Genomic DNA, 14,291 nt, shown 5'->3' on the forward strand with positions numbered 1-14,291 from the left:
TAAAATGGATCTGTCACATAATGACAAGAGCACTTAAGTAATTATAGATAAATGACCAGATTAAAATTGAAAATGACAACCATTGCATCTTTCATCTTGATGACGATGGTAACTTTTGCACAAGATAATAGCCAACTGGAACTTTGGTATAAAACACCCGCTACCAATTGGATGACCCAAGCCCTGCCCATTGGGAATGGGTACGTGGGCGCCATGTTTTTTGGTGGCATTCAAGAAGAACAAATTCAATTTTCGGAAGGGACACTTTGGTCTGGTGGGCCTGATTCTAATCCCGATTACAATTTTGGAATCCGGGAAAACGCCAATCAATATTTACCGGAGGTAAGAACGTTGCTGAAAGACGGCAAAAAAGCCGAGGCACATAAAATAGCACAAGCTCAATTTACAGGGATTATTGACACGGGTAAACAGTACAATGCTGATTTTGGCGATTATGGTGCCCAACAAACCATGGGCGTTATCTTCATCAAAGTAGGACATTCAGAAGACGTGACCAATTACAAACGCAGCCTGAATATTACTAATGCTTTGGGTAAAGTGGCGTACACTATTGGCAAGGACAACTATAGCCGTAACTATTTTGGAAATTATCCGAGCAATACAATGGTGTACCGTTTTGAAAGTTCTAAAAAAACGGATTATGAAATTCGCTTTGAAAGCCCTCACGTACAAGTTTCTCAAGATTTTGATGACGGCGTTTTTACGTTCGATGGTAAAGTTGCAGATAACGGAATGCCATTTGAAACCTTACTATCGCTGAAATTATCAGACGGAGTAATTACCTACAAGAATGGCGTTATTTATATAAAAGGTGCCAAAGATATGGTTATCTTAAATACGTCTGCTACGGGCTACACACTAGAATCTCCAACCTATAAAGGGAATGATTATAAGGCAGCTACCAACGCTATTTTGAAAAAGTGGACGAATACTAGCTTCGATCAATTAAGGAAAGAACATATTTCAGATTATTCAAATTTATTTGATCGAGTCAGTTTGAGTTTGGGAGAACGTCCTACTTTAGATATCCCAACCAACGAACGCTTGAAAGCCTATGCCAATGGCTCTGATGATAACGCTTTAGAAAGTCTCTACTTTCAGTATGCCCGCTATTTAATGATTTCGGCAAGCCGACCAAATACGATGTCTATGCACTTGCAGGGCAAGTGGAATAATTCTACCAACCCGCCATGGGCGGCTGATTATCATAGCAATATTAATTTGGAAATGATCTATTGGCCCGCTGAAATGACCAATCTCTCGGAATGTCACGTTCCATTTTTAGATTATATTGAAAGCTTGGTAGCCCCTGGCAAATTGGCTGCAAAAGAATATTTTGATACCCGTGGTTGGATGGTCAACACCATGACCAATGCTTTTGGTTACACGTCGCCGGGTTGGGGGGTTGATTGGGGGTTCTTTCCTACGGGCGCCGCTTGGTTCTCACAACACTTATGGGACCATTACGACTTTACACAGGATAAAACGTATCTAAAAGAAAAGGCCTATCCAATTATGAAGGAATCGGCGCTATTTTGGATTGATTATTTGACGAAGGATGAAAATGGTAAATTAGTGTCAACGCCATCCTATTCTCCAGAACATGGGGGGATCTCAGAAGGGGCTTCCATGGACCATCAAATTGCTTGGGATATATTAAATAACTGCATTAAAGCAGCTGCCATTTTAGGGATATATGATGAATTTACAACAACAGCCAAAGCAACAAGGGATAACATTTTATTACCAAAAATTGGCTCTTGGGGACAGTTGCAAGAATGGACAGAAGATGTGGATGACCCAAAGAGCGACCATCGTCATGTCTCCCATCTATTCGCTTTGCATCCAGGAAATCAAATCTCAACAGCGCAAACTCCAAAATTGGCAGAAGCTGCGAGAGTTACCTTAAATGCCCGTGGCGATAGCGGAACAGGTTGGTCTAGAGCATGGAAGATGAATTTTTGGGCACGTTTGAACGATGGCAATCGCACTCATAAAATGTTAAAAAGTTTATTAAAACCAGTATCTGATACGAGCGTTGAGATGTCCACCGCGGGTGGCACGTATTCCAATTTGTTGTGTGCACATCCACCATTTCAATTGGATGGGAATATGGGAGGCGCCTCCGGAATGGTGGAAATGTTGCTCCAATCACAATCAGGAATGATCGAATTATTACCTGCTTTACCCGATGCATGGCAATCAGGAGAAGTAAAAGGATTAAAAGCTCGTGGAGGTTTTGAATTGGATATCCGTTGGAAAAATGCTCGTGTTGAAGCGGCTAACATCATGGGAAAACCTGATCAATCTGGTCAAATGACAGTCAATGAGGAGGTGATTGCATTTCAGTTGGATGCAAATGGCAATTATGAGTATTCAGCTAAAAATTAAATGTACAAGCTTAACGAAAATTTTTTATCAGATTTGTTCATTAACTAATGAATAGCAATTATAAGATCAAAATTCTAAAAGTTCAATAGCCATATTTTTTACCACAATGGTCGGAAAGGATTACGTCAAGGGGCAATGCATTCCAAGTATGTATTCTTGAGTTTTTATTCCTCAAAATTGTTTTTTAATAGTTGTGCCTTTCCTCTTTCGTAAAATGTTTTCCGTTGGAGTTCAGGAACGAGAAGACCACCCGTTGCCCATGCCACATGTGTCGCATTTTTCATGCTGAGATGATGTATTTTGGCATATCCTATTTTTGAACACGTTGAGGTCCTATCAATCCTGCGGTTGCTGAAGGTTCTAGAAAGATATTTTCGGAATCTTTCAATTGTGCCAAAAGTTGAAACAATTGTTCATCTTCAATAGTGAAAACACCACTGACCAAATGTTGGCTAATTTTTGTTGCGAAATGGGAAGGTCGTCCAACGGCCAAACCGTCTGCGTCCGTGATATTGTCAAGTCCAATATCCTGTACGCTAATATGGCTCATTTCACCAGTAACCAGTCCGGTCAACACTGCGGGACAATGCGTCGGTTCAATAAAAAAGCAGTGCACATGATCTCCATCAATTTGTTTTAGACCAAAGGCGGTACCTCCTGGAGATCCTCCCACACCACAAGGGGAATAGACAAATAACGGATGGTCTGCGTCCACCTTAATGTTTTGCGCTTTTAATTGTTGCGCTATGCGAAGTGCGCCAACGGTATAGCCCAAAAATAAGTCTTCGGAATCTTCATCATCTACAAAATACGCATTGGGATCTGTCTTGGTTTGTTCGCGTCCAATTAAAATAGCCTCACTAAAATCGCCATCAAACTCGATGACTGTTACGCCTTTTTCGCGCAATAAGTCTTTTTTCCACGCTTTGGCATCGGCCGACATATAGACAGTTACTTGAAAACCAAGTTTGGCACTTATTATTCCTATGCTCAGGCCCAGATTTCCGGTGGATGCAACGCCAATCTTATACGTACTGAAAAATTTTTGGAATTTAGGAGAGGTCAATCTACTATAATCGTCGTCTTGCTTTAGTAGACCTGATTGAAGGGCTAATTTTTCTGCATAGCTCATAATTTCAAAAAATCCACCACGAGCTTTAATTGAGCCGGCAATTGGAAGTTCATTATCACATTTTAAGAAGAGTCGCCCTTCAATTTCTCCATTATTTGTTTCTAAAAGAGATTTCATATTGGCAATTTCGCGGAGTGGCGATTCTAAAACACCGTGGCTTTCTTCGGTTTGTGGAAAAGCTTTTATGAAAAATGGTGCGTACCGAGCCCATAATTGCTCTGCCGCTCTCATATCGCCGATGTTTATGGGGAATTTAGGAGCATTCTGCATAGATTGAATCTCAGGATTTAACCAAGAAATAGGCTTTGCATTCATGATTTCATGAAGAATAGGATTGGTTTTTACGAAGGCATTGATTTTGTTTTGTGAGTACATGAGGAAGTTATTTACATTAGGAAATAATCACTATTTAGAATGAGTAAAAATAAGAATATATTTACGATGTTTTCAAATAGAACGATATGTTTTTCCAGTATTTTATTCTCTAATAACTAATCCAAACCATGTAATCTCAGCCTGTCCTGATCTTTTCGGGTAATACTCAAATTATTGGATATTTTTCTTCGTTTTTATCCGATATTTCGCGATGTAGACTTAATATTTGTCAATATAAAATTATGGGTTTTTAATACATAGAGGTTTATTTTAGCTGTTTGATCTTGATGTCTTTAAATTCAACACCTTGACCTTCCGCCTGTAGACCAATGTAACCATTGGTTAACCGTTTGCCATCGATTTTAATTTCTGGATTATAGCCATTAGCGACACCACCTCCAATTTCCGGTTTGGTATATTCCAAGACTTTCTTCCCGTTTACTTTATGGATCACCAAAGAATCGCCATAAACGATTAATTCTGAACTGACCCATTCATCCCAGTCGGAAGTATCAGAAGAAGAGTCTATACAATGCCTGGGATCCATTTCTCCTTGAAAATACACCTCGGTTCCTGGAGAGCACATATTTCCTGTCGGCCTAGGGACACCATCTTTTTCACGGGCCAGCATCTGATACTCAATAGAAATAGGCCAGTCCTGTTCTTTTAATATTGTTGCAGGATCCTGAGAATGGAACATCACTCCGCTGTTTCTATAAGTGTAGCCTGGTGCATCCGTCATCCATTGATATGTAAATTTGTACTTAAATTTTAAATGGTAGGATGAAAAAGGCTCCTTATAAAATAAATGGCCATAACGCTGGTCAAATTTGTCATACCCATCGTAATTGACCTGGATCACCCCATCTTTAACTCGGAAGGTATTGGCATAATTGTCACCCACTTCATGATGGTGTATTTTCACGATCCAGTCTTTTAGATCTGTTCCGTTAAAGAGGGGCTGCCATTCTTCGAGGTTATTTAAAGAGGCGATATCATTTTGTACGGGATTGTGTTTTGTGCCTTTACAGGAAGTCAATATTATCATCGATATGAGTACGGAAATAATAATTATCACCATCTTGATCAATGGTTGAAATAAATTGGTTTTTGAGGTCATGATTTTTGTAAAATATGTATGTAAGAATACTGAAAAAGATATGATTTGAAGTGTCTACATCACTTGGGTTTTTCCTGGTGTAGGGATAGGGTAAGCGCCATCTTTTCCTGGAATGGTTGCTGGCGTAGAATCCCAAGTAACGTCTTTAGGCATCAAAATCTTCTCTGAAGTCATGGCGTCATCCAAATTGATCATCTGTCCAGAATAGGTCGCCATTCTTCCCATGATGGCCGTCATGGTGCTTTTTGCCGCATTTTCACCATCACTGATCACTTCATTATTTCTGATAGAAGCAAAGAGTTTGTCATGTTCTACTTGGTAAGGATTGGGATCTCTTTTGTTTCTATAGTTGTAAATAAGGTTTCCTTGGAGATCGATAATACTGGCGGCACCGGCATCGTTCATTTCAATAGTTCCTTTGCTTCCTTGAAAATTTTCTCCCACTTTAGACCAGGTTCCGGGTTGATGACGGCACTGGCTAGAAATCACCGCACCACTCGGGTATTTAAACTCCACAAAATGATGATCAAAGATTTCGCCGTGCTCAGGACCTGTTCGCACCAAACGGCCACCCATCCCTTGTGCAGAGATTGGGTACTCGCCAATAAACCAATTTGCTACATCAATATTATGGATGTGTTGTTCCAGAATGTGGTCGCCACAAAGCCAATTGAAATAATACCAATTTCGCATTTGATATTCCATTTCACTTTGATCAGGCGTTCGAGGGTGTACCCAAACTCCGGAACTGTTCCAGTATACTTGGCCAGAAGTTATAATACCGGCTTTTCCTTCGTCTATCTTTTGTTTCATATCGAGGTAATTATTTTGGTACCGACGTTGCAGACCTACCACCACGTTCAATTTATTTGCTTTGGCAATTTTGGCCATTTCCAGCACTTTCCGAATTCCAGGAACGTCAGTAGCCACGGGTTTTTCCATGAACACGTGTTTTCCTGCATTGATGGCATACTCAAAATGATAGGGACGAAATCCTGGAGGTGTGGTAAGAATGACCACATCTGCCTGATCGATGGCTTTTTTATAGGCATCAAATCCGACATAGCAGTGCTTTGCTTGAACATTAATTTTTTTGCTTCCTTCAAATTCTTTTTGAAGACTCTGAAGGCTTCCATTTAATCGATCGTCAAAAGCGTCGGCCATAGCTACCAATTGTACATTCTCATCTGCCTTTAAGGCTTGAACCACAGCGCCAGTTCCTCGACCGCCACAGCCTACAACGGCAAGTTTTAAGGTTTTATCATTAAAAACGTTAGCCATCGCAGATAGTTCCATCGAGGGTAACATCATTCCTGCGGTAAAAATAGCGGTTGTTTTTACAAAATTTCTACGAGACGAATCCGACATAGGCTTCTGATTTTTTTTAAAATAAGTCATAATTTTCGTTTAGAAAGTTAAGGGGTTTTTGGCCCCCAATAGTTTTTATAATCGGTTGCTTTCGGTGGGTTTGGGACTCTTACAATTCTAAAGCCTACAAAAGGCGCATCTGTATGCCACCATTTACTTTTGGGGAACTGTGGATCACGCATTTTCCAATTGGCATTAGACCCTAACCGGGCTGCACTTCTAAGATATTCGGCGTCGTCATCATATGAACCGCCTCTTATTGATCGAGGGTATTCCTTAATAGGAAATTCTATTGGATTATCGGTCAATTCGGCTCTCGTACTATAGGCTTCAAGGAGATATTGATCCAAGGTCCATTCGGCCACATTGCCATACATATCATAAAGTCCCCAGGGATTTGGTTTTTTTTGACCCACTTTATGATAGGTGTTCTCACTGTTCTCATAATACCAAGCATAGTCTTTCAACAATTTTGAATCATCACCAAAATGAAAGGTTGTTGTGGTTGCTGCACGAGCTGCATATTCCCATTCCCCTTCGGTAGGTAATCGGTAAAAATAACCTGTTTTGGCGGATAGCCATTCGCAGAATTTTGAAGCTGCGTGATGCGTTACATTGCCCACTGGTAAATCTTCGCTACTTCCCATGCCCAAACTCATGTCAACATAAGGAGTGGTTGCTCCTGAAACAGCATCTACATCCATCTCAACATCAGAACCTTTTGTTGGGCTTTTTATAGCGTCGATAGCTCGGTTCACGAATAGATTATACAAGTCCCACGTAATTTCATATTTCGACATAAAAAAAGCATCAATGGCCACTTCATGTTGAGGTGCTTCATCTTTATAATGGTGGTTTTCGTTTTCTGGACTTCCCATAACAAAGGTTCCTTTTGGAATGGCCACCATGTCAATGACCAAATCAGAACCAGCGATGTCTTGGGTGTAATTTTTAAGCTCTTTTTCCTGAGTAAAAGCTGAGGTCGTTTTGAAAAGAAAGAGTGATAGAAATAAATAGTGGGTGATCTTCATTTTTTAATATTATAACGTATAGTTAATTTTTAAACGCAGAGAAAATGCCTTTCGGAGAAACGATGAAAAAGTTTGATTTCAAGACACTGTCATTGTTTGTAGAGCAATTTATAAAGGATTATAAATGGGTGAGGTCTAATTTTCTAAATTCTACTTCGGAACCTTCTGCTTGAAGAGCGATTTGACCTTTGTTTGTTGTTAAATTAAAGCCTTCGTTTACGAGGTCGCCGTTGACCCATACCTTTAAGGTGTCACCCAGGCATTCAATGACCATCGTGTTCCATTTTCCAAGAGGCGCTTCAGAGCTCTCGGTCAAGTTTTTGATTCTTCGTTCTTTACCTTCCGTGCCGCCCCAATTTTCTTTAGGACCCCGTCGGGATTCCATATTAGGCACCTCAATATCCTCTACGATGCACCAAAAATCGCCTGCATTTTCGTGCTCCATTTGGACTTCAATTGATTTTGGGAACATGCCATATAAAGCTCTTGGGGTGGAAGCGTGTACAAGAACTCCACAATTGCCCGGTTGCCCCGGAAATCTGTATTCTATTTCTAGTTTATAATTCTGATAAATACTGTCAGTAATGAGATGTCCGCGGGGATCTCCCAGACTTACGAGCATTTTATTGCGAACGATAAATGGGTTTTTGGCTTGTAAGTTTTTGTCCATCTCGGGCACATCAACATGCCATCCCGCGAGGTCTTTTCCATTGAACAGGCTATAGGTGTTTTTCTCTTTTTTATTACAGGGAACTTGCCAAGAGAGGAACAAAAAGGCAACAACAAAAAGTAGGATAAATGTCCGCATTGCGAGTTGTTTTTCAATTAACCTACAATATAAGATTAATATCTATAATCTCTATTTTGAATTCCTTTAAAAGTGAATAGAAATTGATTAAGAATTACGATTACGATTCGATTCTGTTATGAGATAGAAAATGGAAAATTTAAACCTTTAGTTAAAGTCGACAAACTTCAATTAAAACCTAAATTTGCTTTGTCCATTCCTAGAAATGAAAAGTTTTTTCGAAAGACAATGTGTTTTATAGCTATTCGTGATAAGCTGTCCATCCTATCTTTAAATAGTGCCTTCTGATTCTTTCTTCTTCTGCTTGAATAAGATCAGTTTTATGGCCGTCTTTTGTCTGAAATTCAGAACATGACTTTCGACCTTGGGTATCGGTTACTTATATTTCAATCATTTGGATCCATCCACAAGGAGAAAGAATGTTTTAAAATCATTAATGATGGGAGCGTCAATGGCGTTCTGATTATCATGACCTTAAATAATGAATGCATAATAGAAAAGCTTGAAGTTGAAAATATGGTACCTACCGTTTTGTGGAAATTAAGCCGATCAACATTTGAGGATGGTCTAATCTTGGATGAAGTCAAAATGTATTTTAACCAATTACTCGGTAAGATTTTTTAGAGTGCTTCTTTTGTTCAAAAGATTAACATTTACGCTAAGACGGTAAGATAGGAGTTGATATTCAACTGTTTGGACTTGATAAGTCTACATCGCTTTTAATTGATAGGAAAGCTCTTTATCCCATTCAATTTTTCATAAAGTACTTGAATGCCAAAAAAAGAATTGGGAGGAATTTAAATAATCTCTCACATTGTTCCATTTTCTAAATCAGGTTCTCAATTATTTTTAGAAGCAGCTCTATTTTTCTCACGTCACATGGATTTTGCTGTAAAGTTTCAGAACCTCATAAGTTTTAATCCATGGAATTTATATATTCTCACTCCAAAAATTAAACTTTCTTGATACAAAATTTTATAATCGACTTATTTCTTTTTAAATGGAGATTTTTTAATGTTATCCTCATCATCACCGTATCCTGCGGGATCGTTAGATTCTGGAACCTTATCGGGATCTTCTTTTTTAGGTTCTTTAGATTGATCCGGTCCAGATTTAGGTTCTCGTTGTTTATCCTTATCCTCTATTTTTTGCTCCTTTTTGGTTTTTGGGTCGAGCATAGGTGTCTTTTTAGCCATAATTTAAGTTTTAATGAGCATGCGCGTTTTGTTAGAAGATGAAAGTGACTTTTATCAAATAACAATCTCAATCTATGAGGTTTATGCTTGTTGCTCTTCGTTTTTTGTGTTTATTTCAACTTTTCCTGTAGTTTGCTCCTTTGGGTTCAAGTGTTCAACTCGAGCAATTCCTTTAGCCTGCGGGAGTATATTTTAACATAATTTATCTTCGAGTATGAGTGCTTAATTCTGTTTTATTTTTAATTATTCATATGCTTTTTAAGCATTTCGGTACAAGCTACTAAAACTTTGGGAATTCTTGATTTTCGCTAACAGTATTTAACAGGTGATTTATGATATGAGTTAAAAATACTTCTTAATCAGCTTAATCTGTATCGAGCGCACAAGACTTTTAATAGATAAGGAGCTTAAGCGAGCATTAGGACATACCACTTATAATCTAGCCTTCTTGTTCCAACCATTCAATCTTTAAATCTTCGCAACAAATACGTCCTATAACTCTAAATCTTCTATAGAAATTACACCCCAACCTTGCGTATAAATAAGCACCCAGATAACATCTTTTTTAATATTAAAATGGCTGATATTAAAATCTTCTATATTCCCCATAATTGAAATATTCTTTGTGGCTTTGATCTGTGATGCCAACTTGGCATTGATGCCATCAATTTTTTCCTTTAATATTGGCATTAAATCAACGCTCAAAATGTTGATGAGTTTATTATAAACAAAGGTGTTTAAAACTGATTTTAGGACGGTATTTGTAATCCAGCTTTCGCCGCTACTGTTAATTTTATAGGCTTTGACATATAGTTTTTGGGTACCGACGTCTAATCTTAAATCTGCTAGAACGGACACTTCAATATCTTTCTTGTGGAATAGAAGAGTCAAGGTTTGTAATTTGATTGTTAGCGCTAAATTATACGGTACAGATTGACTTTCAGAAAGATAAATTTCTAGAATATTAAAATAGTTAGATGCCTTTCCCTTAGCGTCGTTTTTACTGATGGTGGTACCATTGAATTTTTTTCTCACAAGTTTTTCAATAGCTGTAAAGTCTATTCTTACTGGCAATGTTATTGAAATACTTTGATCAGCTGTTGTTGGATTGGAATTCATATAAAGTAAATTGTTGGCAAACATGAAATTTAAGGTAAATTTTAAAAGGAACGTACCTCATAGCGATTTTTAACGTGCTGTATAAAGCTAATTGATATTTAATTAATGGGAATTTCGGAGGTGTTTTCTATGGTTTTTTCAGCGAGAGGTCACAAAATTCAGATAATGTTCATCAAGCCAGCAAGACAACATTTGGAAATGACCTATAAAAAATCAAACCATTGACTTCAACCCTGATTGTATAACTTCTTAAAGTTCGGAATTAAGGGGTTTAAAAGTGGATTCAGAGAGATTCGTTTCTTGCTCTGTAAGAGTTCTCATTACGTCAATGTAACTTCCTGTCCTTGCAGTCCAGACGCTTTAAAACAACAAAGTGCAATCAAGTAAACTTGTTGCACTTCTTATGTTTTAAATCACAATATGGTTGTGATTTATTGTGGAGTCGGAGACAACGACCATAATTTTAACTCCTAAGTGTTTATAAGCCCTCCCAAGTGGTCTCTTTTTGCAGGTCACCGTATTGGTCTCGATTTAACAAATTTTAACGTTTGGATTTCATTAAAGATTACAAAATAGAGCAAAAAGTAGCATATTTTAATTTTTGACTTGGAATATGACTAAAGAAATGAGTTGTTAAGAGTTTTTTAATTCTATTTTTTCAAAAGATAAAGTCCCAACTATTTTGGCCGGCGATTTAAATGCCCTACCAGAAAGTGAAACTATGCAGGTTTTTTATAGGGACTGGAAAGAATCATTTTCTGAAAATGCACCTACTTATCCGGCAAAAGAGCCTAACGTAAAAATTGATTATATTTTATTTAAACCGGCAAACAGATGGCGTGTTTTGGAATCTAAGGTTATTGAGGAAAAAACAGCTTCAGACCACAGACCGATTTTAAGTGTTTTCGAATTATTAAAGCCAAATTAGTCAGGAGAATTTATAAAAATAGAACGTACGAATTTTATATATTAATAGGCTAAGAAAAAAACGCAATAATGAAGTTGTCTTACTATAACAATCAAAAACGCCAAAAACTTCAAATTAACTTGAAATGAAAAAAAATAAAACAAAACTTAGAGGTATCATTTTTTTACTCATCGTCATGACTTGGGGCGTTTCGAAATCTCAAGAAACATATCAGCCTACTTGGGAATCATTAGATTCACGCCCAATTCCAGAATGGTTTCAAGATGCGAAGTTTGGTATATTTATCCATTGGGGACCCTATTCAGTTCCGGCGTGGTCGCCTAAAGGCACGTATTCAGAATGGTATCAATATTGGTTGCAGAGCAGGACTTTATTTGGAAACGGTGATTTCAAAGGGGATGAAGTTGCTGTTTTTCATGAGAAAACCTACGGAAAGGATTTTACCTATTACGATTTTGGCAAACAGTTTACGGCCGATTTTTTTGATGCTGAGGAGTGGGCAGGTTTAATAGAACAATCTGGAGCAAAATATACCGTGTTAACTTCAAAACATCATGATGGTTTTGCTTTATGGCCAAGTAAGGAGGCCAACGATAGGGGCTTTGCATGGAACAGTATGGATGTTGGCGCTAAGCGGGATTTGGTGGGAGAATTTTCAAACGCGATTAAAAATACCGATGTAAAATTGGGGTTTTATTATTCGTTATATGAATGGTATCATCCCTTATGGAAAAACGATAAAAAGCAATTTGTTGATGAGCATTTTTTACCACATGTCAAGGATTTGGTCACACAATACAATCCGGATGTATTGTGGGGAGATGGCGAATGGGACTTGACGGATGAAGAATGGAAATCGAAAGAATTTTTAGCATGGTTATATAATGAATCGGTAGTTAAAGATAAAATTGTGATAAATGACCGATGGGGAAAAGATATACGAAAAAATCATGGCGGTTATTTCACCACCGAATACGAGATTGAAGCACCGGAGTTTGGCCGTCCGTGGGAAGAATGCAGAGGGATGGGCTTTTCTTTTGGATACAATCAAAATGAAGATGCGGCAGATTATAATTCGCCAAAAGCATTGGTGTTGACATTGGTGAATATCGTAAGTACGGGCGGTAATTTATTACTGGACATTGGACCGGATGCCCGAGGAAATATCCCCGTAATTATGCAAGAACGTTTATTACAAATTGGGAGTTGGTTAAAAACAAATGGACAAGCTATTTACGGAACACGACCTTGGAATAATTCGTTTCAATGGTCTTTGGAAGGTGAAAAAAATTACATACCCAAACAACATTATTTAGGTGGCGATGTCATTCTGAAACAAACCATAGACCCAGAACCAGGTTATGCCGTAAAAGAATTGTTTTTTACACAAAATGATAAAGCTTATTTTGCAATTATGCCACAATGGAATTCAGAGATTGTCATAAGAGATTTCAAACCTTCAAAAGTTGCAACGATTACTTTACTGGCCACTGGTGAAATTTTAAAAGGTCAACAAAAGGGAAAAAATTTTGTTATTACAATGCCGCCATACCAACCGAATAAAATGATCGCCTGCGAAAGTTATGCATATGCCGTAAAAATCAATAAAAAATAAGGGTCATAATAATGATAAAAATAGTTCTTTATGCTGTTTTAGTATGAGCAATTGCAACATGGTCTAATTAAGAAAAGACATTGGATGTTTTAAACTTACAAATGTTATAAACGTTCTAACCTCAAAAACGTGCTCTTTTCATGAAGTGATGGGGTAAGTTTTGTTAGAATGAAATCTAAAACCATTGCTTGATGTAAAAACAAGCAAGAATAGTAGAAATTGATTTTCTTGAATGAATTGTTTTAGCTAATCAAATGTAAAAAAAGAAATCCATGAATAAATGTATCTTAATTTTGTTTTCTGTTTTGATGATAGTTAGCTGTAAAAGCTCAGACCCAAAAATTTTCGATGGGTATATGTATGTCCAGAACAATAACCTTCAAAAAAAGGATTGGAAATTAGTGTGGGAAGATAATTTTGATGGTTCTACTCTAGACACAACGAAATGGACTAAAATTCCACCCAATAAAGCCGATTGGGGAAATTATATGACAAGTGATCCAAGATGCTATGCTTTTTCCGATAGCAATTTAATTTTAAAAGGAATCGTCAATCAAGATACCATTAAGGATGCTCGCCCTTTTTTAACAGGAGGAATATATTCCAAAGGTAAGTTTGCATTTCAGTACGGAAAAATCGAAATACGCGTGAAATTGGAAAGTGCACAAGGGGCTTGGCCAGCAATTTGGATGCTTTCTGAACAAGGTAAATATGGTGAATATCCTAGAAACGGAGAAATTGATATTATGGAACACCTCAATTATGATAACCTTATTTATCAGACTACCCATTCTTACTATACATTAGAATTGAAGCAAAAGGATAATCCTCCGTATTATAAGACGTCAAAGGTAGATACGAAAAAATATAATGTATATGGATTGGAATGGTATCCTGACAGATTGGTTTATACCTTAAATGGAAAGGAAACCTTTACCTATCCAAGAATCAAAGACGTGGATGCGTCCCAATGGCCTTTCGGCCAAACTTTTTATTTGTTAATAGATCAACAATTGGAAGGGGATTGGGTTGGTAAAGCCAATCCTGACGATCTTCCTGCTCGTATGATAGTGGACTGGGTTAAAGTATATCAATAAAAAAATTATTGCCCACATTAAAATGAGCGGTTATTAGCAGCGGGTTATTACTATTTACTTTTATTAATTATTAAAAAGGAGATACTAAAA

The 14,291-nt window shown here is 37.6% G+C and carries 12 protein-coding genes; 5 read left to right on the forward strand and 7 right to left on the reverse strand.

The window, feature by feature from the left end; all coding sequences use genetic code 11:
* The first annotated feature begins 72 nt into the window (after positions 1–72).
* Positions 73–2,412 (forward strand): glycoside hydrolase family 95 protein, encoded by a 2,340-nt coding sequence (locus G525_RS20460; protein WP_211222918.1) that lies wholly within the window; start codon positions 73–75, stop codon positions 2,410–2,412.
* Positions 2,413–2,722: 310 nt separating this feature from the next.
* Here the strand turns inward: G525_RS20460 and G525_RS20465 are convergent, their stop codons facing one another.
* From G525_RS20465 to G525_RS0106605, 5 genes are all read right to left on the reverse strand, one after another.
* Positions 2,723–3,919, reverse strand: a complete 1,197-nt coding sequence (locus tag G525_RS20465) for a D-serine ammonia-lyase (RefSeq protein ID WP_245577740.1) — start codon at positions 3,917–3,919, stop codon at positions 2,723–2,725.
* A 265-nt stretch (positions 3,920–4,184) separates the two neighbouring features.
* Positions 4,185–5,039 carry a 3-keto-disaccharide hydrolase gene (locus tag G525_RS0106590; protein ID WP_245577741.1) on the reverse strand — a complete coding sequence of 285 codons (855 nt, stop codon included), beginning with the start codon at positions 5,037–5,039 and terminating at the stop codon, positions 4,185–4,187.
* Between the two features lie 54 nt (positions 5,040–5,093).
* Complete coding sequence (locus G525_RS0106595) at positions 5,094–6,437, reverse strand: Gfo/Idh/MocA family protein (RefSeq protein ID WP_051209833.1); 1,344 nt, start codon at positions 6,435–6,437, stop codon at positions 5,094–5,096.
* A 17-nt stretch (positions 6,438–6,454) separates the two neighbouring features.
* Positions 6,455–7,438, reverse strand: a complete 984-nt coding sequence (locus tag G525_RS0106600) for a formylglycine-generating enzyme family protein (protein ID WP_027125453.1) — start codon at positions 7,436–7,438, stop codon at positions 6,455–6,457.
* A 118-nt stretch (positions 7,439–7,556) separates the two neighbouring features.
* A complete protein-coding gene (locus tag G525_RS0106605) occupies positions 7,557–8,246 on the reverse strand; it encodes a 3-keto-disaccharide hydrolase (RefSeq protein WP_027125454.1) in 690 nt (229 codons plus the stop codon).
* A 351-nt stretch (positions 8,247–8,597) separates the two neighbouring features.
* Here G525_RS0106605 and G525_RS20470 point away from each other — a divergent pair, with 351 nt between their 5' ends.
* Entirely contained in the window at positions 8,598–8,870 is a 273-nt protein-coding gene (locus tag G525_RS20470) for a type 1 periplasmic-binding domain-containing protein (protein ID WP_027125455.1), read from the forward strand.
* 362 nt (positions 8,871–9,232) lie between these two features.
* Here the strand turns inward: G525_RS20470 and G525_RS0106615 are convergent, their stop codons facing one another.
* Positions 9,233–9,442: a hypothetical protein gene (locus G525_RS0106615; RefSeq protein ID WP_027125456.1), complete on the reverse strand. Its 210-nt coding sequence runs from the start codon at positions 9,440–9,442 to the stop codon at positions 9,233–9,235.
* A gap of 492 nt (positions 9,443–9,934) precedes the next feature.
* Positions 9,935–10,585 carry a DUF4403 family protein gene (locus G525_RS0106620; RefSeq protein ID WP_027125457.1) on the reverse strand — a complete coding sequence of 217 codons (651 nt, stop codon included), beginning with the start codon at positions 10,583–10,585 and terminating at the stop codon, positions 9,935–9,937.
* A 655-nt stretch (positions 10,586–11,240) separates the two neighbouring features.
* Here G525_RS0106620 and G525_RS0106630 point away from each other — a divergent pair.
* From G525_RS0106630 to G525_RS0106640, 3 genes are all read left to right on the forward strand, one after another.
* The gene (locus G525_RS0106630) at positions 11,241–11,489 is read left to right on the forward strand and encodes an endonuclease/exonuclease/phosphatase family protein (RefSeq protein WP_281170387.1); all 249 of its coding nucleotides are present in this window, start codon (positions 11,241–11,243) and stop codon (positions 11,487–11,489) included.
* A 124-nt stretch (positions 11,490–11,613) separates the two neighbouring features.
* Positions 11,614–13,104 carry an alpha-L-fucosidase gene (locus G525_RS0106635; protein ID WP_027125459.1) on the forward strand — a complete coding sequence of 497 codons (1,491 nt, stop codon included), beginning with the start codon at positions 11,614–11,616 and terminating at the stop codon, positions 13,102–13,104.
* 272 nt (positions 13,105–13,376) lie between these two features.
* A complete protein-coding gene (locus G525_RS0106640; RefSeq protein WP_027125460.1) occupies positions 13,377–14,201 on the forward strand; it encodes a glycoside hydrolase family 16 protein in 825 nt (274 codons plus the stop codon).
* Positions 14,202–14,291: the final 90 nt, after the last annotated feature.

The organism is Gelidibacter mesophilus DSM 14095 (genome assembly GCF_000423005.1).
Taxonomy (GTDB): domain Bacteria; phylum Bacteroidota; class Bacteroidia; order Flavobacteriales; family Flavobacteriaceae; genus Gelidibacter; species Gelidibacter mesophilus.